General features: G+C 27.9%; 27 protein-coding genes. 15 read left to right on the forward strand and 12 right to left on the reverse strand.

From position 1 onward, the window contains the following. Positions 1-5: 5 nt before the first annotated feature. The gene (locus HNP68_RS04135) at positions 6-644 is read right to left on the reverse strand and encodes a BB0027 family outer member beta-barrel protein (protein ID WP_183220758.1); all 639 of its coding nucleotides are present in this window, start codon (positions 642-644) and stop codon (positions 6-8) included. Positions 645-793: 149 nt separating this feature from the next. Here HNP68_RS04135 and HNP68_RS04140 point away from each other — a divergent pair, with 149 nt between their 5' ends. Together HNP68_RS04140 and HNP68_RS04145 are read left to right on the forward strand one after the other, a co-directional pair. Beyond that, positions 794-1,699, forward strand: coding sequence for a bifunctional 5,10-methylenetetrahydrofolate dehydrogenase/5,10-methenyltetrahydrofolate cyclohydrolase (locus HNP68_RS04140; protein WP_183220760.1), 906 nt, complete (start codon positions 794-796; stop codon positions 1,697-1,699). Beyond that, positions 1,700-2,431 (forward strand): YebC/PmpR family DNA-binding transcriptional regulator, encoded by a 732-nt coding sequence (locus HNP68_RS04145; RefSeq protein WP_183220762.1) that lies wholly within the window; start codon positions 1,700-1,702, stop codon positions 2,429-2,431. A gap of 28 nt (positions 2,432-2,459) precedes the next feature. On the opposite strand, the gene HNP68_RS04150 is transcribed toward HNP68_RS04145, so the two are convergent. Next, on the reverse strand, positions 2,460-3,599 hold the full coding sequence (locus HNP68_RS04150) for a PQQ-dependent sugar dehydrogenase (protein WP_183220764.1): 1,140 nt from the start codon (positions 3,597-3,599) through the stop codon (positions 2,460-2,462). Between the two features lie 69 nt (positions 3,600-3,668). On the opposite strand from HNP68_RS04150, the gene ruvA reads away from it, so the two are divergent. The 6 genes from ruvA to HNP68_RS04180 all read left to right on the forward strand — a co-directional run bounded on the left by ruvA (position 3,669) and on the right by HNP68_RS04180 (position 9,600). Further along, entirely contained in the window at positions 3,669-4,259 is a 591-nt protein-coding gene (gene ruvA / locus HNP68_RS04155) for a Holliday junction branch migration protein RuvA (protein ID WP_183220766.1), read from the forward strand. Between the two features lie 44 nt (positions 4,260-4,303). Beyond that, positions 4,304-5,347, forward strand: a complete 1,044-nt coding sequence (gene ruvB, locus HNP68_RS04160) for a Holliday junction branch migration DNA helicase RuvB (protein ID WP_183220768.1) — start codon at positions 4,304-4,306, stop codon at positions 5,345-5,347. After that, the gene (gene queA, locus HNP68_RS04165) at positions 5,322-6,362 is read left to right on the forward strand and encodes a tRNA preQ1(34) S-adenosylmethionine ribosyltransferase-isomerase QueA (RefSeq protein WP_183220834.1); all 1,041 of its coding nucleotides are present in this window, start codon (positions 5,322-5,324) and stop codon (positions 6,360-6,362) included. Before ruvB ends, queA begins: the two co-directional genes overlap by 26 nt. Before the next feature lie 68 nt (positions 6,363-6,430). Further along, positions 6,431-8,095, forward strand: coding sequence for a diphosphate--fructose-6-phosphate 1-phosphotransferase (locus HNP68_RS04170; RefSeq protein ID WP_183220770.1), 1,665 nt, complete (start codon positions 6,431-6,433; stop codon positions 8,093-8,095). A 7-nt stretch (positions 8,096-8,102) separates the two neighbouring features. Then, positions 8,103-8,615, forward strand: coding sequence for a hypothetical protein (locus HNP68_RS04175; protein ID WP_183220772.1), 513 nt, complete (start codon positions 8,103-8,105; stop codon positions 8,613-8,615). 1 nt (position 8,616) lies between these two features. Further along, positions 8,617-9,600, forward strand: a complete 984-nt coding sequence (locus tag HNP68_RS04180) for an RluA family pseudouridine synthase (RefSeq protein ID WP_183220774.1) — start codon at positions 8,617-8,619, stop codon at positions 9,598-9,600. On the opposite strand, the gene HNP68_RS04185 is transcribed toward HNP68_RS04180, so the two are convergent. Further along, positions 9,597-10,562 (reverse strand): YitT family protein, encoded by a 966-nt coding sequence (locus tag HNP68_RS04185; RefSeq protein WP_183220776.1) that lies wholly within the window; start codon positions 10,560-10,562, stop codon positions 9,597-9,599. The two genes, HNP68_RS04180 and HNP68_RS04185, sit on opposite strands and share 4 nt — an antisense overlap. Positions 10,563-10,691: 129 nt before the next feature. Between HNP68_RS04185 and HNP68_RS04190 the strand changes: the two genes are divergently transcribed. Then, the gene (locus HNP68_RS04190; protein WP_183220836.1) at positions 10,692-11,072 is read left to right on the forward strand and encodes a rhodanese-like domain-containing protein; all 381 of its coding nucleotides are present in this window, start codon (positions 10,692-10,694) and stop codon (positions 11,070-11,072) included. Next, positions 11,065-11,685, forward strand: coding sequence for a uridine kinase (gene udk, locus HNP68_RS04195; protein ID WP_183220778.1), 621 nt, complete (start codon positions 11,065-11,067; stop codon positions 11,683-11,685). The genes HNP68_RS04190 and udk overlap by 8 nt, the downstream gene beginning before the upstream one ends. Here the strand turns inward: udk and priA are convergent. The 7 genes from priA to cdaA are packed head-to-tail and all read right to left on the reverse strand — an operon-like array spanning position 11,682 to position 17,995. Next, the gene (gene priA / locus HNP68_RS04200) at positions 11,682-13,673 is read right to left on the reverse strand and encodes a replication restart helicase PriA (protein WP_183220780.1); all 1,992 of its coding nucleotides are present in this window, start codon (positions 13,671-13,673) and stop codon (positions 11,682-11,684) included. The genes udk and priA overlap by 4 nt on opposite strands. After that, the gene (locus HNP68_RS04205; protein ID WP_183220781.1) at positions 13,666-14,268 is read right to left on the reverse strand and encodes a uracil-DNA glycosylase family protein; all 603 of its coding nucleotides are present in this window, start codon (positions 14,266-14,268) and stop codon (positions 13,666-13,668) included. Before HNP68_RS04205 ends, priA begins: the two co-directional genes overlap by 8 nt. After that, positions 14,261-15,001: a tRNA pseudouridine(38-40) synthase TruA gene (gene truA / locus HNP68_RS04210; protein WP_183220783.1), complete on the reverse strand. Its 741-nt coding sequence runs from the start codon at positions 14,999-15,001 to the stop codon at positions 14,261-14,263. Before truA ends, HNP68_RS04205 begins: the two co-directional genes overlap by 8 nt. Next, on the reverse strand, positions 15,002-15,841 hold the full coding sequence (locus HNP68_RS04215) for a DUF2225 domain-containing protein (RefSeq protein ID WP_183220785.1): 840 nt from the start codon (positions 15,839-15,841) through the stop codon (positions 15,002-15,004). 3 nt (positions 15,842-15,844) lie between these two features. Then, positions 15,845-16,219: a holo-ACP synthase gene (locus HNP68_RS04220; protein WP_183220787.1), complete on the reverse strand. Its 375-nt coding sequence runs from the start codon at positions 16,217-16,219 to the stop codon at positions 15,845-15,847. Continuing rightward, on the reverse strand, positions 16,216-17,220 hold the full coding sequence (locus HNP68_RS04225) for a YbbR-like domain-containing protein (protein ID WP_183220789.1): 1,005 nt from the start codon (positions 17,218-17,220) through the stop codon (positions 16,216-16,218). Before HNP68_RS04225 ends, HNP68_RS04220 begins: the two co-directional genes overlap by 4 nt. 4 nt (positions 17,221-17,224) lie before the next feature. Then, positions 17,225-17,995, reverse strand: a complete 771-nt coding sequence (cdaA, locus tag HNP68_RS04230; protein WP_183220791.1) for a diadenylate cyclase CdaA — start codon at positions 17,993-17,995, stop codon at positions 17,225-17,227. Positions 17,996-18,110: 115 nt separating this feature from the next. On the opposite strand from cdaA, the gene HNP68_RS04235 reads away from it, so the two are divergent. The 3 genes from HNP68_RS04235 (at position 18,111) to trpS (ending at position 21,182) form a co-directional block, all read left to right on the forward strand. Next, a complete protein-coding gene (locus HNP68_RS04235) occupies positions 18,111-18,968 on the forward strand; it encodes an HAD family hydrolase (protein WP_183220793.1) in 858 nt (285 codons plus the stop codon). 70 nt (positions 18,969-19,038) lie between these two features. Further along, positions 19,039-20,127, forward strand: a complete 1,089-nt coding sequence (locus HNP68_RS04240) for an AI-2E family transporter (RefSeq protein WP_183220795.1) — start codon at positions 19,039-19,041, stop codon at positions 20,125-20,127. 2 nt (positions 20,128-20,129) lie between these two features. Continuing rightward, the gene (gene trpS, locus HNP68_RS04245) at positions 20,130-21,182 is read left to right on the forward strand and encodes a tryptophan--tRNA ligase (RefSeq protein WP_183220797.1); all 1,053 of its coding nucleotides are present in this window, start codon (positions 20,130-20,132) and stop codon (positions 21,180-21,182) included. A gap of 67 nt (positions 21,183-21,249) precedes the next feature. On the opposite strand, the gene HNP68_RS04250 is transcribed toward trpS, so the two are convergent. Then, positions 21,250-23,040 (reverse strand): phosphoglucomutase, encoded by a 1,791-nt coding sequence (locus tag HNP68_RS04250; protein ID WP_183220798.1) that lies wholly within the window; start codon positions 23,038-23,040, stop codon positions 21,250-21,252. Between the two features lie 139 nt (positions 23,041-23,179). Between HNP68_RS04250 and HNP68_RS04255 the strand changes: the two genes are divergently transcribed. Both HNP68_RS04255 and HNP68_RS04260 read left to right on the forward strand, forming a co-directional pair. After that, positions 23,180-24,658 carry a UTP--glucose-1-phosphate uridylyltransferase gene (locus HNP68_RS04255; RefSeq protein WP_183220799.1) on the forward strand — a complete coding sequence of 493 codons (1,479 nt, stop codon included), beginning with the start codon at positions 23,180-23,182 and terminating at the stop codon, positions 24,656-24,658. Further along, complete coding sequence (locus tag HNP68_RS04260; RefSeq protein WP_183220802.1) at positions 24,646-25,665, forward strand: glycoside hydrolase family 3 N-terminal domain-containing protein; 1,020 nt, start codon at positions 24,646-24,648, stop codon at positions 25,663-25,665. Before HNP68_RS04255 ends, HNP68_RS04260 begins: the two co-directional genes overlap by 13 nt. 97 nt (positions 25,666-25,762) lie before the next feature. Here HNP68_RS04260 and HNP68_RS04265 read toward each other — a convergent pair whose 3' ends face one another. After that, the gene (locus HNP68_RS04265; RefSeq protein WP_183220838.1) at positions 25,763-26,344 is read right to left on the reverse strand and encodes a hypothetical protein; all 582 of its coding nucleotides are present in this window, start codon (positions 26,342-26,344) and stop codon (positions 25,763-25,765) included. Between the last annotated feature and the right edge of the window lie 43 nt (positions 26,345-26,387).

Here is a 26,387-nt window from a genome sequence, read left to right on the forward strand (position 1 = left end):
TTATCCTATAATTTATTTACATTTACTGTAACTGATAATGATATAAGCGCAAAATGTGCCATTTTAGCAGAATTCCCAAATTCAAACATCATCCACCAAGATGCTGTTGCTCCAAAAGACCATTTATAGTTAAAGTTCCATAAAATTCCAGATCCAAAAGAGATTGTAGGAAGCGCATCAAAAGTTCTTAAATTTGTAATATTGTTATTCCTGTCTCCATATGTATTAAGAGAAAACCCTACATTTGTGAAAATTGGAATTTGAAATAATTCTCCTATATCAAATATATAGTTTATTGAAAATGTAATAGGTACACTATAAAAAATTTTACCTACACTTGAATCTGGATTTAATATATTAAAAGAGTGGTTAATGTCAAAGTTAAACATATATCTTAGCTCAAGTCCAATTGCTAAATTATTTAAAATATGGTATTGATATTTTATTGCCCCAATACCTCCCGGATATAAATTGGTAGAATAAACTCTTGATAAGTCGTTGTAAAAAATAGGCATTCCAATACTTAAGTCTATACCTAAAGTAGAGTTTGTATGCCTATCAACATTGACGGCGGCCTCAATTTTTTTTGTGTTTACACCAATTAGCAAAAACGCAATTAGTGTAATAAAAAGATACCTTTTCATTATTCTCCATTCTTTTAAAATTATTATCTTTGTTTATTATAGTTGAAAATAAATTTAATTACAATTTAAAATTTAGTGGTTTATCTTTCCTTATATTGATAATCTAAGTATAATATTAAGGTAATATTGTTAAGTTTAAGAGGCATATTTTGAATATTGTTTTTAATGGTAAGGATTTTGCGAGTAAGTATTATTTAATGCTAAAAGAATTCTTAAAACAACACGACTTGAAAGATAAAATTGCATTAAAAGTTATTTTAGCAAATAATGAGCCTGCAAGCAAGCTTTATGTTTCAATTAAGAGTCGAGTTGCAAAAGATATTGGCTTAAATGTTGAAGTAATTAAATTTTCTACAAATTTTGTTCAAAGCGATATTTTAGAAGTAATTGATAGAGAAAATAAAAATTTAAGTACAGATGGAATTATTGTTCAATTGCCTCTTTTGAAAGGTGTGGATTTAAATTCTGTTTTAAATAGCATAGTGTATTCAAAAGATGTTGATGGCCTATCTTTTATTAATTTAGGTAAGATGATTTTGGGAGATAAAAAAGGGTTTGTTCCTTGTACAGCACTTGCTGTATTAAAGATTTTGCGAGATGAGGGAATAAAAACATCGGGGAAAACGGTTGTTGTAGTTGGTAGAAGTCCTCTTGTAGGAAAGCCTATTTCAATATTACTCTCATCAAAGCCTTATGATGCAACTGTTATTGCTTGTCACAGTAAAAGCATTTATTTAGATGTTTATTTAAGACAGGCAGATATTGTTATTTCTGCTGTTGGTAAGCCTAAATTAATAGATAAAAGCATGTTATGTGGAAAGCCTTATGTGATTGATATTGGCATTTCTGAAATTGAGACGAATAATGGAAGAATTCTCTCGGGTGATACAGATTTTGACAATATTAAAGATTATGTTAAATTTATTACTCCTGCTAAGGGAGGAGTAGGGCCTGTTACGGTTCTTATGTTGATGTTTAACACAATTAAAGCTCATCTGATTAATAATAATAAGTTTGACATTTTAGATCGTTTGGAAAAATTGGTGGAGGTGTAAATGTCTGGTCACAGCAAATGGTCAACAATAAAGAGAAAAAAAGGTGCTCTTGATGCAAAGCGTAATAAGCTTTTTACAAAGCTGATAAGAGAAATAACTATTGCAGCTAAAATAGGTGGTGGAGATATTGATTCTAATCCGAGACTAAGGGTCGCTGTTAATAAGGCTAAGGTTGCCAATATGCCAAAAGATAATATTGAGAAAGCAATAAAAAAAGGCATTGGTGGTAATGAAGGGGTTGAATATTTTGAAATTACTTATGAGGCTTATGCTCCTTATGGCGTGGCTCTAATGATTAATTGCTTGACAGACAATAAAAACAGAACTTCTAGTGATGTAAAAAGTGTTCTTACAAAAGGTGGAGGATCTCTTGGGACTCCAGGATCAGTCTCTTATATGTTTTACAGAAAGGGTCTTATTGTTTACAATTTAGAAAAATATCTTGAAGATGAAATAATGGAATTTGCATTAGAAGTTGGTGCTGAAGATATTTTAGTTTCAAACAATGAAGCAGAGGTTGTCACAAGTCCTGATGATTTTGATAAGATTTTATCTATTTTGAAAACTAAATTTAAAGAAGAGGTGGCGGAGATAGCTTTAATTCCAGAAAATAAAATTTTTTTAAACAAAGAGCAAGCAGAAAAAATAATTCTTCTTGTTGAAAAGCTTGAAGACTTTGACGATGTTCAAGAAGTAATTCATAATTTGGAGATTCCAGAAGAATTAAGCTGATTTTTTAATTTTTAATTTTTTAATTTTATTAAATCTTTTCGTAGTAGACTCTGTAAATTTTATTTCCAAAATCATCTGAAAAAAGAATTGAGCCATCATGATATGTGATGATATCAACAGGGCGCCCAAATTTAGATTTATTGGACTTTAAAAATCCATGTAAAAAAACTTTGTAATTTTTTACTATTCTTGTTTTGGGATCAATATCTAGTGTAGTTATCCTGTAGCCAATAGGAGCTGATCTGTTCCATGATCCATGTTCTGCTATGAATAATTTATTGATATATTCTTTTGGAAAGCTATTCCCTTTATAAAAGTGTATTCCAAGTGGGGCTACATGTGCAGGAAGTTCATAAATAGATGGGATAAATTTAGTATTTTTGGGTGCTTTGTTATAAAAATTATAATTTTTTTTGTTTTTCCCAAACACATAGGGAAATCCAAAATGTTCTTTATATTTGATTATTAGGTTTATTTCGTCTGGGGGAATGTTGTCTCCCAATCCGTCTTGGCCATTGTCGCTAAAATACATTTCATTGCTAATTGGATGAAAATCAAATCCAACTGAGTTTCTTACTCCAAAGGCAACTATATCTTCATTTTTTGTTTTTAAATCGATGCTAAGAAGTATTGCTTCTTTCTTGGGAGGGATTTTAGCATTATGTTGGGAGCCTATGTTTACTATTAATTTGTTATTTTGAGGATCTACTTTAATGTAACGCCCGGAGTGCATGTTGGAAGTATTTTTGGGTAAAAGTGAAAAAATTTGCATTTTCCATGTATAGTCTTTATTTAATTTTATGCTTTTATTAATTTCTTCTTTTACATTTTCAACTACATATATTTTATCTACAGAAGATATATACAATTTATTATTCCAATAAGCAATACCAATAGGTTTTTTTAAGGTTTTTGCTATGGTATAAATTTTTTTGTTTTTTGTTACAAAATATGCAAAAGTGCTCCCAGATCCTATGAATATGTTTCCATCTTGATCGCTTGTAATTCCCCTTGGTTTTTCAATTGTGTTGTTTAAAAAAATTTCGACTTTAAATCCATTGGGAACTTTTAGTGTGTTTATTGTATCTTTTGCTGCTATAGTTGTAGATGAGATTAAAAAAATAGCTGTAATTAATTGAAAATAGCTATTTAAAAATTGATTTTTCATCTATTGTCCTTTTTTTATTTAATGCTTTTGCTTTAAATTGGATGTTTCTGTGTAATATAATTTAATTATATGATAAATAAGATTCATGGTAAAGTTGTAGAAAAAAAAGAATCTAGTTTGGTTTTAATGACTGCTGTTTTTGAATTTGAACTTTTAGTTAGTGCATTTTGCCTTGCTAATTTTAAGTTGTCAGACAAAGTTGAACTTTTTACCTATCTTTATACGAGAGAAAATGAATTTAAACTTTTTGGATTTTTGAATTCAGATGAAAGAGAAACTTTTAAAGGACTTATTGGAGTAAGTGGAATAGGGCCAAGGGCTGCTTTAAGGGTGCTCTCTAATATAAGGTATAATGAGTTTAAGGACGCCATTGATAGGGAAGATGTTGAACTTGTTGCTAAAATCAAAGGCATTGGTAAAAAAATGGCTGGTAAAATGTTTTTACATCTTCAGGGTAAACTTTTGATTAATAATGAGCTTGAGCCTAGTCTTTTTAGATTTAAAGAATTAGAAGAGTCAATTATTAGCATGGGATTTGACAGAAAAATTGTTAATAGCAAGCTTAAGGAAGCTTTCAATTTAGTTGAATTTTCAAATTTAAAAGACTCTGAAAAGGAGCAATTTTTATTTAAGGAGGTTTTGAAAAGAATTTCAAATTAATAGTTAGTTTTTGGTAGTTATAAAATAGTCTTTAAGAGGTGTTTATGAAAGACGAAAACAGTATAAACTTTTTAAGTTCTAGTGAAAATTATTTATATGATAAGGGTGAAAATGAGCTTAGACCCAAGGTTTTTAAAGATTTTAAAGGCCAGGCTAATGTTAAGGAAACCCTTAGTATTTTTATAAGAGCTTCTAAAGAGAGAGATGAAGCTTTAGACCATGTTTTTTTAAGTGGGCCACCAGGTCTTGGGAAAACTACTCTTGCAAGTATTATTGCTTTTGAGATGAATGCTTCAATTAAGATTACGTCAGCTCCTGCTTTTGACAAACCCAAAGATATTATTGGGATTTTGACAGGTCTTGATGAGAAGAGTGTTTTATTTATTGATGAGATACATAGGCTTAGGCCAATAATAGAAGAAATGCTTTGTATTGCCATGGAAGATTATGAGCTAGATTGGGTAATCGGGCAAGGAGCTAATGCAAGAACCGTTCGAATGCCACTTCCAAAATTCACATTGATTGGAGCTACTACTAAACCGGGAAAAGTAACATCTCCACTTTATGCGAGATTTGGAATTACTGCAAGATTTGAACTTTACAGCGAAATAGAGCTTGTTGAAATAATAAGGAGAAATTCTGTTATTTTAAATATTGAAATAGAAGAGGATGCTGCTTTTCTTCTTGCAAGAAGTTCAAGAGGAACCCCCCGCATAGCAAATAGATTACTAAGGCGAATAAGAGATATTGCCCAGGTAACTGGAAGTTTGGTTGTTACAAGTGACATTGTTTCAATTGGACTTGAAATGCTTAGAATTGATGGAGAAGGTCTTGATGAGCAAGATAGAAATATTTTAAGAAGTTTAATATTGAAGTTTAATGGAGGGCCTGTAGGTGTTGATACTTTAGCTATTTCTGTAGGAGAAACAGCAGATTCTCTTGAAGACTTTTATGAGCCTTATTTAATTATGAAAGGATTTATTAATAGAACTCACAGAGGTCGTAAAGCTACTGAATTTGCGTATCTTCACTTAAACTTAGAGATGAAAGAGGATGATCTTGGTGAAAACCAAAGAGTTTCATTTTAATTTACCCCATTCTTTAATAGCTCAATATCCAAGTGAAAAAAGAGGATCTTCGAGGTTAATGGTGCTAGATCCTAAATTGCAAAAAATTTATCATGAAAATTCTGTAAACAATATTTTAAAATATATAAATAGTAATACTTTTATTATTTTTAATAACTCAAAAGTTAGAAAATCAAGAATGTATGCAGAATCAGAGATTGGTAGTGATATTGAATTTTTGATTTTAAATAGAATTAATTCTGCTATGTTTACTGCGTTGATTTCTAAGTCCAAAAAGCAAATTGTTGGCAATATTTACAAATTTCCCGAAGGATTAATCGGTAAAATTTTGTCAAAAAATGGTAGTGAGATTGTTTTAAAATTTGATAATGATGTTGGAGAAGATTATTTTGAAAAGCATGGCTTTGTTCCTATACCTCCTTACATTAAAAGAGATTATGATAAAATAGACGAAGATCGATATCAAACCGTTTATTCTAAATACATTGGGTCTGCAGCTGCTGCAACTGCAGGATTGCATTTTAGCAAGGATTTGTTTTCTGTTTTTGAAAAGAACAATATTGAATATGATTTTGTTACTCTTCATGTGGGGCTTGGTACTTTTCTTCCTGTAAGATCGAAAAGGATCGAAGAGCATAATATGCATTTTGAAACTTTTTTAGTAAAAGATAGTGTGGCTGATAGATTGGAGAATGCAAAATTTCTTGGTAAAAAAATTTTGGCAATTGGTACTACAACACTTAGGGCTTTGGAGTCATCTTATGACCATAAACTTAGGAAGTTTAAAACAGGTCAGCAAAGTACAAATCTTTTTATTTATCCTGGTAAAAACTATTGTTTTAAGTTTGTTGACATGCTTTTTACTAATTTTCATACGCCACAATCTACTCTTTTGATGTTGGTTTCTTCATTTGCAGGTAAAGATTTTGTGTTTAGCTCTTATAAAGAAGCTGTAAATAAAGGTTATAAATTTTTTTCTTATGGTGATTCTATGTTAGTTTTAAATCATATATAGATATTAGTTGTGAATTATTTTATATTTAAATTATGATAGAGGCTTAATTTAAATTAGGAGGAAAATGTATGAATACTTCTCTTTTTCAGCAAGAAAGGCAAAAATATATTCCTAAATTGCCAGATATTTTAAAAAAAGATTTTAAGAATATTAGTTTAGTTCGTGGAGAAAAAACTGAAGCAATTCAAGACAGACAGGCTTTAAAGGAATTTTTTAAAAATACTTATGGGCTGCCGATTGTAAGTTTTACTGAGGGAAAGTCTAATTTATCTTTTTCAAAAGCTTTAAATATTGGTATAATTCTTTCTGGAGGACCTGCTCCTGGGGGGCATAATGTTATATCTGGCGTTTTTGATGCAATAAAAAAATTTAATGAAAATTCAAAGCTTTTTGGATTTAAGGGAGGCCCTTTAGGCTTGTTAAAAAATGACAAAATTGAACTTACTGAGAGTTTGGTAAATTATTACAGAAATACCGGAGGTTTTGACATTGTATCTTCTGGAAGAACAAAAATAGAAACAGAAGAGCATTATAACAAAGCCCTATTTGTTGCCAAAGAAAACAATCTTGATGCAATTATTGTTATTGGTGGTGATGATTCAAATACCAATGCTGCTATTCTTGCAGAGTATTTTAAAAAGAAGGGAGAGAATATTCAGGTTATTGGAGTCCCAAAGACAATTGATGCTGATCTTAAAAATGATCATATTGAAATTTCATTTGGGTTTGATTCTGCTACTAAAATTTATTCTCAGATGATAGGTAATTTATGTCGAGATGCCATGTCGACTAAAAAGTATTGGCATTTTGTCAAACTTATGGGTAGGAGTGCATCTCATGTTGCTTTGGAATGTGCTTTAAAAACTCATCCAAACATTTGCATTGTGTCTGAAGAGGTTTTGGCTAAAAAGAAAACTTTGGCTGAAATTGTTGATGAAATGGTGTTTATCATTTTAAAGAGATCTTTAAATGGGGATAATTTTGGAATAGTTATAGTTCCTGAAGGTGTGATTGAATTTATTCCAGAAGTTAAGTCTTTAATGGTTGAATTATGCAATATTTTTGATAAAAATGAAAATGAATTTAAGGGACTTCACATTGAAGAAATGAAAGAAGTTTTTGTTGCCAAGCTTAGTGATCATATGAAAGCGGTTTATTTGTCTTTGCCTTTGTTTATTCAATTTGAGCTTGTAAATTCAATTTTAGAAAGAGATCCCCATGGGAATTTTAATGTTTCAAGAGTTCCTACTGAAAAATTGTTTATTGAGATGATTCAATCAAGATTAAGCGATATGAAAAAAAGGGGAGAATATAAGGGAAGCTTTATTCCAGTTGACCATTTTTTTGGCTATGAAGGTAGAAGTGCTTTTCCTTCTAATTTTGATAGTAATTATTGCTATAGTTTGGGGTATAATGCAGTTACTCTGATTTTAAATGGCCTTACAGGCTATATGTCTTGTATAAAAAATTTGAATTCAAAGCCAACGGATTGGATTGCAGGAGGAGTGCCTTTAACAATGTTGATGAACATGGAAGAGAGGTATGGAGTGCAAAAGCCTGTTATAAGAAAAACTCTGGTTGATCTAGAAGGAAGACCATTTAAAGAGTTTGTCAAAAATCGTGATAAGTGGGCTTTGAATAATTTGTATTTGTACCCAGGGCCTGTGCAGCATTTTGGCTCTTATGAGATTGATGAAATAACTGAAACTTTAAAGCTAGAATTATTGAAGTAAAAAATTTATGTTAATTGGAAGCTTGTTGTTGTTTTTCAGTGTTTTGAATGTTTATTCAAATTCACTTGATTATTTCAAGCTGAATTTTAATTCTTTAAAGTTAAGTATTTCCAAAAGTTTGCCATTGCAAGATAAATTAACTTCCAGTGGCAATTTTGTTACTTATGAAAAAAATAATATTCCTGTTGTTGATAAGGATGATTCTTTTCTTTATAAAAATATTCAAGAAAATAAAGCTTTGAATGTTGAAAATGATCTTGATTCAAAATCAGCAAAAGATTTGTTTAGATTTTCAGCGATTAGTGTTGGATCTTTCCCAATAGTTTTATTTTTGAGCTTATTTTTTTTTGATGTAGGATACTATTTTTATAGTGGAATGAATTCAAGTTACATTCCATATCCTTTTTCAAATGGGCCTAATTTTTCAAAAGATGAAATTTATAAAAAATTTATTGTTTCGGCCTCCATTGGGGCTATAGTTGCTTTAACTGTTGCTTTGATTGATTATTTTCTTCAGTGATATGATAAGACTTAAGAGAGAATTTACTGTTAAAGAAAATGCTTTAAGATTGGATCTTTATTTGTCAAATAATTTGGAAATTTTGACCAGAAGTCAAATTAAAAGAAGAAATGTAGAAGCGTTTAAAAAGAGTAATGGAAAATTTTTAAAGATAAAACTGTCTAAGCCTGTTTTTAAGGATGATGAAATTTTGATTGAATTTGACGAAGAGATTAGTCATCAAATTGATTGCCTTAGGCCCAGCAATATCCCTATTGCTATAATTTATGAAGATTCTAATATTATTGTTTTGAATAAACCACAAGGAATTTTAAGTCATCCTGGAATATCGCATTGGGATGATACTGTTGTGAATTTTCTTTTATATCATATAAGAAACTTGAAAATTGATTTTAATGAAGAAAAAATTAGACCCGGTATTGTTCATAGATTAGACAAAGATACCTCTGGAGTGTTAATTTGCGCAAAAAACATTAACACTTTAAGGTTTTTAGCTCAACAGTTTAGGGATAAAAGGACGAATAAAGTCTACATTGCAATTGTCAAAGGTAATTTTAATAGTTTTTTTGGAAGTATTGAATCTTTTATAGATAGGGATAAACACAATAGAAAAAAATTTAGCGTTTCCAAAGATAGAGGTAAAAAATCATTAACAGAATATAGGTTGTTGTTAAATTTTGGAGGATATTCTCTTCTAGCTTTAAAGCCCAAAACCGGTCGTACACATCAATTGAGAGTGCACATGAAATATCTTAATTTTCCAATATTGGGAGATGAGGTTTATGGCAGAGTGGATGGCAGTTTAAAAAAAATAACTTTGATGCTACATTCTTATAAGCTTGAAATTGATGTTGGAAAAAATTCTTTCGAGAAATTCATTTCTGAATTTCCCAAAAGATTTGTTATTTTTTTGTCAAATTTTTACAAAAGTGATGAATTGAATTTGATTATTGATAATTTGGTTCTCTTTTTAAAAGATTTTTAATTTAAAATTTCTTGTTTTAATGAGATTGAGTTATCTATTATTTTGCCCCCAGTGATTTCATTAGTGTTAATGACAGTAATGAAACAATTCGGATCAACTTTTTGTGATATGTATTTAATTCTTGACAAACGCATTATTGGAACTACTATAAATACTATAGTTTTTTCCGTTCCTGCCCAAGCTCCTTTCCCGTCTATTAATGTAGCACCTAATTTTAACTTGTTTGTAAGAAGATAAGCAATTTCTTTTCCTTTATCTGAAATAACTAATATTGCTTTTTGATTGCCAAATCCAGTGCTTGTTTTGTCTGTCATTATAGATGTTACAAATGATGCTACTAGTGTATAAAGAGCAATTTCAATATTAAAGAAAAAGGTTGCAAGTATTAATACTGCTAGATTAACTATGAAGTTTGTTGTTCCAATACTAATTGAATATTTTTCTTTAATGATCATCGCAATTATATCTGATCCCCCCGAGGATCCTTTCCCTTTAAATATTAGCCCAAGTCCAAGTCCAGAAATAAGTCCGGCCAGTATTGATACAAGCATCATATCATTAATATGTATTTTATTTTGTAAAAACTGGGAATAGTTTATGATAATGGAATATAATCCCATTGCAATCCAACTTTGAATGATGAATGTTATATTTAAAAATTTTATTCCAATAATAAATAATGGGATGTTTAATGCAAATATTGTCCATCCCAAGTTGAAGCTTAACAGGTAATGTAGCATTAATGCAATACCCCCAATTCCTCCACTAAGAAGCCCATGAGGAATATATAAAACATTTGTGGAAATTGCCATTAATGCAGAGCCCAAAGTAATTTGTATTGTGCTATTAAATATTAATTTGGGATTTTTAGTTATAGTTTTTAACTTTTTTGCCAGTATTATGAATAGTAGTTTGATTTTTTTTTTAATTCTACGATAGTGAATCTTTTTTTTCTTTTTCATTTTAACGCTAGAGTTACTTTTAAGCTATAAGTTAATAATTTACTTGAATTCTATATTAATTTTGCAAAAAAAACAATTTTATTCCCTTTTTTTATTTTTTTTGATATTATGTTCATGAAAACTATGGCGATGAATTATGCAAAATTTATAGTATTACTAGTTCTGCTTTTTTTTTATATTTGGTTTTTTATTATCCTTAGAATGAAAAGGATTAATCTATTTTTGCTGGAAAAAATTAAAAATGGAGCAAAAATTTTGGATATTCGATCTCCCAAAGAATATAGTAAATCTCATTATTTTAAGTCTATTAATATTCCTTTTAATAATTTATTTGCTAAAAAAGATAAATTGGGTGATTTTGAATCCCAAATAATTGTTTATGGTAAAAGCTTTAATAAGTCTTACGAGGCTAAAAAAGTTTTAAAAAGTATGGGGTTTAAGAATGTGTTTGTGGCTGGTACTTTGAAAGACATGCCGCAAATAGAAAAAAAGAAGTTGATTGATGGCTAAGATTATTGGGATATCTGGTGGTTCTGGAAGCGGAAAAACTACAGTTGTGAGTAAAATTAGTGAGTTTATTCCAGAATTTGTCCTTATTTCCCAAGATAATTATTATAAGAGTGTGGGTGATTATGAACATGAGTTTTCTAAAGTAAATTTTGATCATCCGGATGCTTTTGATAATAATTTGTTTTATGAACATTTGAAAAATTTAAAAAAAAATAACCCAATAGATATGCCTCTTTACGATTTTATTAATCATAAAAGACAACTTAAAACGGTTTTGGTTGTTCCAACTCCTGTTGTTATTGTTGAAGGTATTATGATTTTTGTTGAAGAGAGAGTAAGAAATTTAATAGATCTTAAAATATACATTGACACCCCAAATGATATTAGATTTATTAGGCGTTTAAGGAGAGATATTTCTAAAAGAGGGCGTACTTTGGAGTCGGTTATTGAGCAGTATTTGAACACCACTAGATGGGGTTATTATAGGTTTATTGAGCCCACTAAAGAATATGCTGATCTTATTATTCCCGAAGGAGGACATAATGACAAAGCGCTTTATGTGCTTTCAACATTCCTTAAGTCTTTAAGTAAAGAGGGACTGGATTTCATTTAAATTAATGATATTGGATAATAATCTATTTCAATGTAAACAGTATTTGTCATTTTCACCTTTTCTCTTGTCTTGTTAACCAGTTTTTCAAGTAAGCTATAGGACTTTGATAAGTATATTATGTTGTATCTGTAATTTTTAGATATTTTCTTCATAATAGCTTCTGATGGTCCCAAATGCTTAATTCCTTCTTGTAAAAATTCTTTAGATTTTTCAAAAAATTCCCAACATTTTTGTTGAACAGCTTCTTCATTTTTGCTTCTAAATATTATTCTAATAATTTTGTTAAATGGAGGATAGTTTAATTTTTTTCGTATATCTAGTTCTTGTTCGTAAAATTGTTCATATTGATTCTTATAAGCATGCTTTATGGCATAATAATCGGGATTTTTTGTTTGTATGATAATTGTATTGTCATCTTTAAATCTTGCGGCTCTTCCCATAATTTGTGAGAGTGTTGTAAAAATTCTTTCGCTGCTTCTGAAATCAGGTAGTCCTATTCCAATGTCTGCGTTGATTATACCTAATGTTTTTATATTTTCAAAATTGAATCCTTTTGCGATGATTTGTGTCCCGATAAGTATATCTATTTCTTTGTTTTCAAATTTACTTATTGAATCTATATTTTCTATTTTTGTAATATCGGAATCTATTCTAGCAATTTTTGCATTTGGCAAAAATTTTTTTAATTCTTTTTCAACAAGTTGAATTCCATAAGTTTTGTATTTAATGTCTTTTGATTCGCATTGAGGGCAATAACTTGCTGTTTTTGTTTTGTAACAACAATAGTGGCATAAAAGTTTGTTTTCTTTTTTGTGGTAAATCAGACCAAATGAGCAATTGGGACAACAAATTGTATGCCCGCATTTGTTGCATTCTAGATTTTTTAGATACCCTCTTTTGTTAATGAAAATTAAAGATTGTCTTTTTTCATTTAAACTTTTTTGAATACTGTATAATAGTTCTGATGAAATTGTGCTAGGTTCTTTTTTCATATTTATTATTTTTATGTCTTTTATTTTGCTTTGAGAGAATTTGTTTTGCATTAATATTTTTTTTATTTGGTTATGTTTCATTGCGTGGTATGCCTCAAGAGAAGGTGTTGCGCTTCCCATTATAAATTTAGCATTAAATTTTTTTTGCAAGAAAAATGATATGTGTCTTGAATGAAATCTTGGAATATTTTCCGATTTGTATGTAGTTTCGTGTTCTTCGTCCATAATGATTAATTTTAATTTAGTAAAAGGTAACATTAGTACGCTTTTAATGCCTATGACAACCAGGCTTTCTCCATTTTTGACTTTATTCCATATTAAATTTTTACTAGAATTTGGAACTTTAGAGTTATATTCATAAATTTTATTATGGTGTATATTTAATGCATGTTTTATTCTTTTTATTATTTGATATCCTAATGATATTTCAGGAATCAAGAAAAGCACTTGTTGTTCTAGTGTTAAGTAATATTCACACAATTTTATAAATATTTCAGTTTTTCCAGATCCAGGTATTCCAAAAAGGTAAAAAATATTATTTTCTTCTGATTCAATAATTTCTTTGTAAATATTTTGTTGTTCGTTGTTTAGTTGAAGGGGCTTTTTATGGTTCGTATACAGATACCCATCTATTGAAGGCAATGTTTGATTTTTTTTAGATTTGGAATTCTTGGGCAACCCAAAAAACAAAGTTTCTCCAAAGCCCGAGAATGTTTTTTTACTAATCCAATGTGCTAAATTAATGTTATGTTCTGTTATTATTTTAGTTTTATCTACTATTTGAATAATTTCTTTTATTTTGAATTCAAATTTTTCTTTAAATTCGTTTTCAAAATATTTTTTAATAATTATTCCAATTTTATTAGAGCCGTTAAAATTAACCATTACTCTTATTCCAATTTCTAGATTCAAGTTAAACTTGTAAAAAAAAAGTTTATTTAAAGGAATATTTATTGCAATTTCATAGTAATAAGTTGAATGATAATGTTCAACCATATTTTATTATGCCTTTTATTATTTTTAAATCTTGCCATATTTCTTTTTTTAATTCTGGATTTTTTATTTGATTTGTAGGAAGGTATGTAAAAACTAAAGGAATACCTTTAAATCTTAGTTCTATTCCTCTTACAATTTGAATTCTTAGTGGTTGATTTAAGAAAAAATCTATTTCTTCGCAAGATAAAATTGCTTTAAGGTTTTTATTGTTGATTTCTAAGTTAAGTGATTCAATAGTATCTATTATTTTATAATTGTGTATGTTTATACTTTTACACCATTTTGTTATAATTTCTCTTGAAGATTCGTTGAGGTAGTTTCTGTTTATATATATTATGATATGATTGTTGTGGATGTTTCTTTCTTGTAAGCTATTATTTGGCAATAGGTTAGTTAAATTCTTGGGTTTTATAGGCATTTCTTTGGGTTGTTTGATATTTCCATTTTTTTGATAAATTTTAACACTTTTAGCTTTTTCTATTTTTTGTTTAATATCATTTTCTATTTTTTCAAAACTTTCTGTAATTTTACCTTCAATATTATTTGTCAATATTTTAAGTAAAAAAAGTTTTTTATTTAAAATATTATTATTCATAGTAAACCTTATCTAAAAATAAAGCATTTGCGGGCGCAGTTGTTCTTGCAAAGTTTCTATTTTTTGATTTTAGTATTGTTTCAAAAATAGAAATTGATTCGTTTTTTATTTCGATATCTAGCATTGTACCTATTATTGATCTTACCATTTTCCACAAAAAGGAAGATCCTATTATTTCAAAAATAATATATTTTCCTTTTTTTTTAAATTTAGCAAAATGTATATGCCTAAATTTGGATTTGCTTTTATCTTTTATGCATGAAAATGTGGTAAAATCATGTTTTCCAATTAATATTTTAGCCATTTGGTTTAAATTACTAATATTTAGTTTTTTGTTTACATAGTGAGCTTGATAACTTTCCCATGGATAGTAGTTGTTGCTGTTTAATATACAGTAACTATATTTCCTTTTTTTAGCATTAAAACGTGGATGAAATGAATTTTTTACATATTTGAGTTTTAATATTTTTATACTGTTTTTTGATAATATTGCATTTAAAGCTTTTTTTAAATTGATTAACTGAATATTGATATTTATATCAAAAGTTATTATTTGTCCTTTTGCATGAACTCCTTTATCTGTTCTTCCAGACGAAAGAATTTTTATTTTTTTTTTGTTGATTTTTATTAGAGCTTTTTCAATTTCCCCTTGAACCGTAGGCTTTTTGGGTTGTATTTGAAATCCATGGTATATAGATCCGTCATAAGCAATCTTAGCTAATATTTTTTTCATTTATTTAAGAGTTTTCATTTCCTTTGATATTTTAAAGTAAACTTCTTTGATTTTATCTAAAAGTATTGAAGGCTTTTCTTTTGAAGATTTGCCCATTCCTGCTATCTTAGAAAGAGTGGTTTTTATGTCGTTTAATTGTTTGTATCTGTATTCTTTATTCTCTTTATTTCCATAGAAGTATTCTAGAAGGCCTGATAAGTAGAGAACACTGTCATACCCGTAATTTTTATCTGTATCTGGGCCAAATGTGGTTGATGCGCTAATAGGTTCTGAATTGTCTTTGTCTTTATCTATAACTAGTTTATAAAGATATGCAGCTTTGTGGTAAAATATTTTTTGAAGATAATTATAGTTTTTGCTTGGTTCTTCTTTTTCAAGGTCTTCAAATGTCCAAGCAGCTCTTATTGCTGATTTTGCTTGATTTAAGGTAGGGTTAAAGTTCTTTTCAAGATGTTCATAACATAGCATAGCAAGAATATAGCTTGCAGCTCCTTCTTTTAATGTTCTAGATTTGTTGAAGTTGATCATGTTATCAAAAATTGCATTTATTTTTTTTCTTTCGTATTTTTTATTTTGCAAAATTTCTTTTTTGTTTTTAGGGATTGAATTAAATTCACTTGGGAATGTTGCAAAGTAGCATTTTGGACATACTGTTACAGAATATATTCTAGGATAGATATTGCCATATTTGTCGTTTTTTATATATTCTCTTTTTAGATCAATTTTTAACTCTCCAGCTATTAATCTACTACTTCCAGTAAAAAGTTCTTCTTTTTGAAATTTGAAATAACATATAGGGCATTCAATTTTTTCTTTTGTAAAATATGATATTTTTTTCATGAATTAATTTTCTACCATTACAAATGCAATAGCGTACTCCTTTTCATGGGATATTGTTAGGTATAGCTTTAAATTCATTTTTATTGCAAATTTTTCAATTTCATTATGCAAGCAAAATTTTGCATTTCCTTTTAAAGATTTTATTACCTCAATATCTTTAAGACCATAACGTATTTTATATTGCAAAAGTGGACTTAATGCTTTAATTAAAGATTCTTTAGCTGCAAATTTTCCAGCCAAACTTTCTAAAATGCTACCGCCTTTTAACTTAAAATTTTCAATTTCTTTATGTGTAAAGAATCTTTCCATTTTTTTTTTATTTTCTAAAAAATTTTTGAATCTTTCAACTTTTATTATATCACATCCTATTGACTTCATGGTTTGATCTCTGAGCTTTCGACGATTTCCAGTTTTATTTTTTTAGGTTCATAATCATATATTTCTGTTTCATTGATATTCTCTTTAAAAATTATATTTGTGGCAATGTTGTAAATCCCCGGGTTTTTTATATTTGCTAAATCAAAGGCAAGGCTTATATTTTGATTGTTTATATGGGTTTTAATTTGTTTTTCAGAAAGTCTTGTTTTTATTTTTACAAACATTTTGTTTTCTGAGTTTATTATTTTTTCCTTATCTTTAATCTCAAGCCCATTTTTTAAATTATTGAAAATAAGATTGGGAGATTTTATTGTTGTGTTTGAATATTTTTTGTTTAAATAAATATTGATTACTACATGACTTTTTTCAAGCATAACTAGAGGGTTTGGAGGAACTACTTCAAGGTAATCTGATACAAATAGGGTTCTTGTATCAAACTCTTTTACGTTGGTTTGAATAGTGTTTATTTTTTTGAGTTCTTGTTCAGGGCCACATACTAATAAATGTTCAGGCAATATATTGTATTTTGCAATAAAATATTCTCCTTTGCCATCTTTTTCTATAAGTTTAAACTTAGGTTCTATTTTAACTGATTTAGAGACTTTGTTGTCAAGATTTAGCAATACATTTGTTTTTGAGAGTTTATATTCTGCAATGTGTATTGAGTTAAGATTTTTTATTTTTATTGGCAGCTTATATTTCCCAGGAATCTTTATTTTTGATGCTTCAATAAATAATATTATTTTATTGAGATCAAGGTATTTTAAATCATCTTTGTTGACTTTTATTGTAATTTTGACTTTGCTAAAGTCGGGAACTTTTCCGAGAGCTATTTGATCATTTAAGACAATGTTGAATTCTTTTTCAGTTGTTATTGATTCTATTTTATTGAAATGGAATGCTACAAACATTAGAATAGCTATTAAAATGGAAATAGCTTTATTTTGCCAATCATCAAATAGTAACTTTATTATGTTTGTTATTTTTTTACTTATTTTCATTATTTTACTCTATTAGCTCGAGATTTAATTTATTTCTAATTTCGTTTAAGCTTAAATTGTATTCCAATTTTGCATTAGTTGTGATGGAAATAGATCCAGTTTCTTCGGAGGTTATTATTGTTATTGCGTCAGAATTTTCAGAAATCCCAAGTCCTGCTCTATGTCTTGTTCCAAATGCTTTGCTAATAGAATCAACGTTAGATAATGGTAAAAATGAGCCTGCATATTTTAATTTATTTTTACTAATTATTACAGCCCCGTCGTGAAGAGGGGTTTCGCGTTCAAATAGTGATATTAGAAGTTCACTAGATATTAGTGCATCAATTTTAGTTCCTTTGTTTATTATTTGCTCTAGCTGTATTTTTTTTTCGATGCATATTAGGCTTCCAGATTTGTTTTCGGATAGGTGTTTAACTGCTTTTAGAATTTCAGAAATAACTTTTAAAGTTTCTTCTTTTTTATTTGAAAGCTTAAAAGCTAAATTGAAATTTCCAATTTGCATTATTATTTTTTTTATTTCTTGATTAAAAAGTATGACTATTGCTATTGGTAATATATTGGCGATATAATTTAACAACCAACTAATGGTATAGAGATTTAAATAATAGGAGATAATTCCTATAGAGGTGAGGACCAATATTCCTTTTAATAGATTTGTAGAATAAGAATTGATCACATTTTTATATATGTAGTATACCAAGATGCTAATTAAGCTTAGGTCTAAAATTCTTGAAAAAGTATCTTTTATTTGATTTAAATCATTTATGTCTATCATAAATTTTATATTCAATCTCAATGCTAAAACAACTGTACTTATTAACCTATATTAGTATAATATAAAATATATAAATAAGCACAGTATATAGTTAAATTAAATTATTTTTGAATTTATGAATGAAAGAGAAAATATTATAGCTTTAATATTTGATTTTGATAATACTCTTATTTATGGTAATATGCAGCAAGTGTTGTTTGATGAGTATTGTGTTGATTCTTGTTCCTTTTGGAAAGAAGTTGAAAATTTAGAATATGTTTATAATCAAAATGGTTATAATATCATCTCTAATGAAATGATATATTTATCCCATTTTTTAACCTATGTAAGAGAGGGTTTTTTTAAGAGTTTGGATAATAGAGTGTTATTTAATTTAGGTGCTAAGTTAAGCTTTTTTGAAGGGGTTATCAGTTTATTTGATGAGATACTTGAAATAAATAAAAAGTTGAAAAATAATAATTCGCAGGTTAAGATTTATATTGTTTCAAGCGGGTTTAGACAAATGATTTTGGGAAGCAAAATTGCACCTTATGTGAGCAAAGTGTGGGCATGTGAGTTTATAGACTCGTATTTGATGCCTTTTTATGAGCTTAGAGATGATAAATTTTCTAGAAATAAGGTTTTAAGCAGTGTTTGTTACTTTGTAGATCATACAATAAAAACCAGGGTTATTTTTGAAATCAATAAAGGATCCTATGATAAGGTTAACGAGAGAGTGCCAAAGAGTAAAAGACAAATTCCTTTTAGCAATATATTTTACATCGCAGATGGATTTAGTGATATTCCGGCATTTGAAATCTTAAATAATATTTTAAATCATTGTAGAAATACCCTTACAGTGTATCATGGAAATGATAAGAATGCAAAAAAATTGTTTTATGAGAATAGAGTGGGAGATTTTGCTGAGGCCAATTATAGTAAGGGCACTAAACTGTATAATTGGATAATGGAGAAAATTTGCTTGAGTGTATAAATTTATTTAATTTACTTTTACTTACTTTTGTTTAATTGATAAAAGCAGTAAAAAAACGAAAAGAGGGAATATGTTTAAAGATTTAAATACAAGTCAAGGGCTAAAGCCTTGGAGAGTAGAATCTGTTTTTTATTTTATTGTCATAGTTTTAATATGTATTGGGGTTTTTAAAATAGCAGAAGCTGTATTTAAACCTTTGGCTATTTCTATAGTGCTGGGATTTTTAGTTTATCCCATGTATACTTTTTTGGCAAAATTCAAAGTTCCAAAATTTTTAATAATTTTTCTTATCTTTTTTTTATTATTTTCTTTTTCTTATTTGATTTTTAATTTTGTTTATTACAGTGTTACTGTTTTAATAAAACAATTGCCTTACTATCAGAATCAATTGGCATTTATTGCGAAAGATGTGCTTAGTCGCTATAAAGTTGATAGTTCTGTTATTAATAACATGAATTTTTCTGGTTACATTTATCCATTTTTAACAAGAGCTTCTAATGAGATTATTGGATTTACAAGTAGTTTAGTAGTAGTCTTTTTGTTGTTGTATTTTTTGCTTTCAGAAATACATGTGTTTGGAATGAAGCTTGATAAAGCTTTTAAAAAGCCAGTATCTACTAGATTTATTGGAGCTTTAGATACGATTAATAATCAAATTGGCAAATATTTGGGAATAAAGATTCTTGTGAGCTGCTTAACAGGTATTTTGGTGTTTATTGGATTGACTTTGTTTGGGCAAGACTTTCCTCTAGTTTGGGCAGTTTTTACCTTTGTTTTTAATTTTATTCCTAGTATTGGGTCTATATTGGCTGTGTTTTTTATTGTAATAACATCTTTAATTCAATTTTATCCAAATTTAAACATAGTACTTTATATTTTTATATATAATACTTCTGTTCAAATGTTAATTGGGAATATTCTTGAGCCAAAAATGCAAGGGAAAAGACTTGATATTTCACCATTTTTGCTATTATGTTTTTTGTTTTTTTGGGGATGGCTTTGGGGTATTGTGGGCCTTTTAATAGCTTATCCTTTTACTGTGATTATAAAGGTAATAGTTGATAATGTAAGTTGGTTAAAGTCGTTTTCTGTATTTTTAGGTGGTTCTGATATTTTAAGCAATATTAATTATATTGCAAGCAAAGATAAGGAGATTTGATTTTGAAAAGAAAGGTTATGCTTACGGGAGATAGACCTACCGGTGCTCTTCATTTAGGGCACTATGTGGGATCTGTAGTAAATAGGTTAAAATTTCAAGAAAATTATGAAACATATTTTATTATAGCTGATTTGCACACTTTAACTACAAAGCCCGATTTGAAAAGCATAAATACAATACCTTCTAATGTTAGGGAAATGGTTTTAGATTATCTTGCTTGTGGGATTAATCCTAATAAGGTTAGTATATATTTGCAATCAGCCATACCCGAGCTCTTTGAACTTTATTTAATATTTTCAATGATTGTTACTGTTGCGCGTTTACAAAGAATTCCAAGTATAAAGGATATGAGCATTGCGGCAGGACTTAAAGAGATTCCTTATGGCCTTTTAGGATATCCTGTTCTTATGAGTGCAGATATTTTAATGGCAAAGGCAAATTTAGTTCCCGTTGGACGTGATAATGAATCTCATATTGAATTTGCAAGAGAACTTGCAAGAAGATTTAATCATTTGTACAAAGATGATTTTTTTCCAATACCCGAATCTGTTTTCACAGATTCTAGCCCTTTGGTAGGTATTTACGGTAAAAATAAAATGAGTAAGAGTCTTAATAATGCAATTTTTTTAAACGATGATGAAAATTTGTTAGAAAAAAAAATTATGTCTATGTATACAGATCCAAATAGAATAAGGGCAGATATTCCCGGCAATGTTGAAGATAATCCTGTTTTTATTTACCACAGTATTTTTAATAGTAATCATGAAGAAGTTGAAGATCTTAAAAGTAGGTATAAGAAGGGCAAAGTGGGTGATGTTGAGGTTAAGAAAAAATTGTTTTTAGCTTTGAATAATTTTTTAAAGCCAATTAGGGATAAAAGGAATTTTTATGAAGCAAAAAAAAAAGATTACATTGATGAAATTATTTTTGATGGTACTAGCAGGGCAAGGTTTGTTGCAAATAAAGTAATAAAAGATGTTAAAGATTTAATAGGTCTTTCAAAAACTTGGAATGGAATAAAATATAGTGCTAAAAAAACAAAAAATGAAGAATGAAAATTATTGATTTTATGTTAGACTTATAGTGGTTATGAACTTATTATTTAAATCAAACAATATTAATTTATGGCTGGTGTGCCTTTTTGATTAAATTTTTATTGAATTCTAGTAGTTTGAACAAAATGCTTCTTTTTTTATAAATAACCTCGCTAAGCACCCTTATTACCGGTTCTGTTTTTGAGATCCTCATCCATAAGGTTGCAACAATTTCTTTATTATTAGTTTTTAACAGTACTTTTAATCCTCCTGAGGCATCTCCTGTTCTAATCTTAGATTGTCTTTTTCCTTCATAGTTAATGATTTCATAATCAACTATTGATAATTTTTGAAATAACTTATTGCTTTTTATCTCTTTGATCAATAGTATTTCATAATTGCTTTTTAAAATTTCTTGATTTTCTACTTTAAGATTTGTTAAATTGGCTTTATTAGATGATACCATTACATTGCTATAAAAATTTGTTGTATCTAAAATATCTTGTAAATTATATTTTTCTTTATAGTAGTTTTTAGATAACTTACACCATATTTGGTAAAGTTCTTTCATTTTTAATAATTTTACGATACTAAGTAAGGTATTAATTGGGTCTCTTACCCTTGAAGGATATATTATGCAACCTCCGTTTGATCCCTCTCCTGAAATTTTTACAATCAATCCTTGACTTCTTAAATCATCTGCCATTTCTGTTAGATTGGCTTCTCCAACTTCTACTCTATAAACTTTGGCGTTAAAAAAATTTGCAATTTTTTCAATATTTAGAGATGTTGCATCATTGGTTACTATTGCTATGTTATTTTTTATTCCTGTATAATAAAGATAGCTGAGCTCTGAAATTACTACAAGTGCAAATATTTTTTGTGCTTCGATGATATTTGCAGTGTTTGTGGCTTTGTCTATAAATACTAGGTTGCCCCTATCTCCATCACAATCTGGTACATATCCTAGTTCAAAAGAATTGTCTTGTATATATTTTTTTTGTAGAAGTTTTTTACATTCATTTAAAGATTTTCCTTCGGGAATAATATTATGCTTAAAGATACCTATTTTGTCATTATATAATTCTATTTTCAATCCTAAAGATTCTGCTAATTCTTTATCTATTGAATTAATTCTGGAGCTTCCATTCATTTCTGCTATTATCCCAATTGGATTTTTTAGTATTCTTTTTTTTAAAATCTCGATATTTTTATTGTTAATATCGTTTTCATATGCTATTTTATGTATTAATGATTTATATGCTTCGTAAGATTTGTTTTTATTTTTTCTTTCTAATTTTATTGTTTTATTATAACATTCTAAATGAGATTTGTTTTCATTAAATTTATTTAGAATGTTAATTAAATGGTTTATTAACTTTTCATTTTGACTATTATTTTTAATTTGTTTTATTATTTCATGAGTTTTATCAGAATTAAGTACCCCGCCATCGTTTAATCCTATTTTTATTCCGTTGTATCCTATTGGGTTATGACTTGCAGATATATAAATGAAACCTTTTAAATCTTTGCTGTTTTTTGTATAAGCTAAAATTTCAGTTATTGGAAGTATACCAAAAAATTTAATCTTTTCTTTATTTGCTATTAATATTTTAATTGTTATTTCTGCAATAATATTGCCAGTGGGTCTTGAGTCTAATCCTAATCCAATATAGGGATTGAACTCATTTTTAAAATAATTTGATATTGTAAAGATTATTAGTGCTATTAGTATTTTATCTTCATTGTCTATTTCATTTTCTGTTGAATCTTTGTTTTTTGATTTTGCAAAAATTTTTCTAAATCCTGAAGGAGAAAATATCATCTCGTCAAAAGCTTTTTTTAAATTTTTTATGTTAAGTGAATATTGTTTAAGCATGTAAATTTCTTCTCATTGATATTCCAGCCATATTGTTGCTATAATTAATCAATAATATAGCCATTTATATTATTATACTTGAAAATTTGTTTTTTTGCTTATACTAAAAGCTTTATCTTAAGGGGTTTAGTTCTTACTGATGAATATTAAAGTTGATAAAATTTTTTCTGAAACGGTACTTGAAAAACTTAATTCTGGTGAGATAGGAATTAATAATTTTGAATCCATTAAATATTTCCCTTATGATAATCATGAAAATATTTTTAATATTTCGGACAAAATTTTGAGGTTTAAATTTAAGAAAAGTTTGGTTGAAAATAATTTAAAGAAATATTTTTATGATTTTTCTAAGTTTTTGCATTCAGAAGAAGGCGACTGTTATATTTTTTCTTCTTCTGATCTTGAAAATTTGGGACTAATGCTTTTCCCATATCTTTCTTTTGGAATCTTAAATGGAGGCTCTGCAACAAGTTATTTTGATTTAGCTAAAAATAGGGGAGTAAATGAAGATTTATATATGCGGTATGAATCTAAGATACTTGAATTTAAAGAAAAATTTGTAAAATTCCCAAAGGGCATAACCCCAGCTTATATTAATAAAGACGGTAGTTTTGGATTCTCCTTTTTAGCTTTGAAAATCAGACACCTTTTGATGGTTGCCAAAAGATATGAATCTTTTTGTGGTAGAAGAGTTAAGCCTTCAATATTTCAAATGACTAGTTGCAAAACGGATGAATTTATTTCAAAATTTTTGGATGATTTATTTTTAGATGATTTGATTAAAAGTATAAATTTTTGCAATCTTAAAAAAGAAGATATTTTTACAGCTGTTCAACCTTTGATTTATTGTTATGAAAAACTAAATAGCTCTAATTATCAATATTTTACTATCAAGGATAATAAAAATGATGATTCAATTTTAGCTTTGCCTGCTGGTCATGGTCAAAATTTTAAAATTTTAAAAGATATTTATTTGCAGCTTTATGAATCTGGAAAAAGATTTATATATATTGGTAATGTTGATAATATGGGCTTTACAATCAATTTTAAAGCACTTGCTATAATGGCTTTGACTGATTGTTCTTCTGGATTTGAATTTAGTTTTAAAAGTAATACAGATTTTAAGGGAGGGGTTCTGGCAGTAAATAGTGAAGATCGTTTAACTTGTGTTGATATTGGTGGGGGAATTTCTTTAGAGATTATACAAGGATTTGAGAACAAGGGTAATAAGCTATTATTTAATTGTGCTACTGGACTTTTTAATTTAGAATATTTGATAAAAAATATTGATGAAATAATAGAAAAAATGCCTATTAGAATTATAGAACAAGATAAGGAATTTGGTAAGTACATTTCGGTTGAGCAAATAACTTGGGAAGTGTTAAAATTAATGAAAAACCCATTAATTTTAACAGTTGATAGAAGCAAAAGATTCCTTCCTGCAAAGTTATTTATCGATATGTTGCTTAATAGCAACTATCTTGAAGATGGGCATGGATATTATTGTAAAAAGAGAGCTGATAATTATAATGATATTAAAGATTTGGATTGTTCCCTGTCTGCTTTGTTATTAAAAGATTATGGTTTGTTGCCTGGATATTATAGATGGACTTTTTGAAAGCTTTACCTTTCATTTTTGTTTGTTTAAATTTATTTGCGACGGAATCTTTACCAGAAATAGATTATGAATATTTTAATAAGGATAAATCAGATCTTGTAGATTTAATGAAGTTTTTAGGCGAATTTGATTTTCAAACTATTTTAAAAAATAGAAACTTATTTATTGGGATTAGGAATTTAACAAATTTAAAGAATGTTCAAGGGCTTAACATTGATGATATTGATAGAATAAAAAAGATTAATCCTGTTGGTATAATTTTATTTAGAGAAAATTTAAAAGATGCTGAACAGACAAAAGGATTGATTAATGCAATAAAAAGTCATATTGGACATGATATTTTTATTGCTATTGATGAAGAGGGGGGGATAGTTAGTAGAGCTGGTGAAAATAAAAAAATGGGAGTTTATAATTTCCCAGCTATGGAGTATGTAGGTAGTGTTAAAGATTTGCATCTTATTTATAAGATTGGTGAAATTCTTGCTAAACAATTGCGCAGGCTGGGTATTAATTTAAATATGGCTCCAGTTGCTGACATAAAATTTTCACCACATACCCCGTTACTAAATAGAACATTCGGAGGATATTCTGCCTATAATATTGGACTTATGGTAGAAGCTTTTATTGATGGCATGCAGAAGCATGGAGTATTTTCGGCAATCAAACATTTTCCTGGATTAGGTGGAACAACCATAGATACACATAAATATTTGGCGGTTTTGCCATATAGTAAAAGCTTTTTAATGCTAAATAATTTTATACCGTTTGTTTTTGGTAGGGCTGCTAAGTTTATCATGATTGGCCATGTAAATGTTCCTAAAATTTCTAAAGATATAACTAGTATGTCTAAAAGTATTGTTAATATTATAAGGGATAATTTAAATATTGCTGGTATTATGATGACAGATTCTTATGATATGGGAGCAATTACAAAAAGTTTTTCTAATATTGAAAATGCTATTAAAAGGTCTTTAAATTCAGGTATGAATATAGTTCTTATTCCGTAATAAAATTCTTTAAAAAATTTGTTTGTCAAGTTGTGGTTTAGATAATTGGATAACTTTTGTTAAAAGTTTCGAAAAGAAGAAAAATATTTAAAATTTTTTATGATATAAAAATAGAGATTCCTAGATCTAAAATAATAAATTCTTTAAAAGAAGTTGATAATTTATAGTAAATGCTATAGTTATTAGGTATGAAATCAATTTCAAATTTTAAGGCAATTAGGGGAAATATTGGGTAAAGAAATGCATTAGTTGTTTTTCCTATAAATATAGTAGTTCTTAGAGTTAAATCGATTTGAGTTCCAATAAAAAATTTTATACTAAGTGTATCAGTTAAAATTGAATACTTTGCAATGTAAATAGTGAGAGCCAAATTGAAATAAGTATTTAAAATGAAATCTTTATTTATTGGAATGGTAAAAAAATTTATGGGACTGAACTGTATTTCAATCCATTCATTATAAGATGTCAATATCCCAATAAAGGCAATGTATTTATAGTTTTCATTGTAAAATATAGGATTTATATAATTATGGTAAACTATACCCATTTTTATGTGTTTTTTAATCATATCCTCTTTGGGAAATTCCCAGTAAGAAGTAGTTAACTTTTCTTGAAAACAAAATAAATTAATACTGCACATTAATAATAAAAAGATTGATAAAATAGTAAAATATTTCATTGTAAAATTAGTTTGCATACTACCCCGCACTACTAATAAAATA

The sequence above is a fragment of the Borreliella yangtzensis genome, assembly GCF_014201775.1.
GTDB classification, from domain to species: Bacteria; Spirochaetota; Spirochaetia; order Borreliales; family Borreliaceae; genus Borreliella; species Borreliella yangtzensis.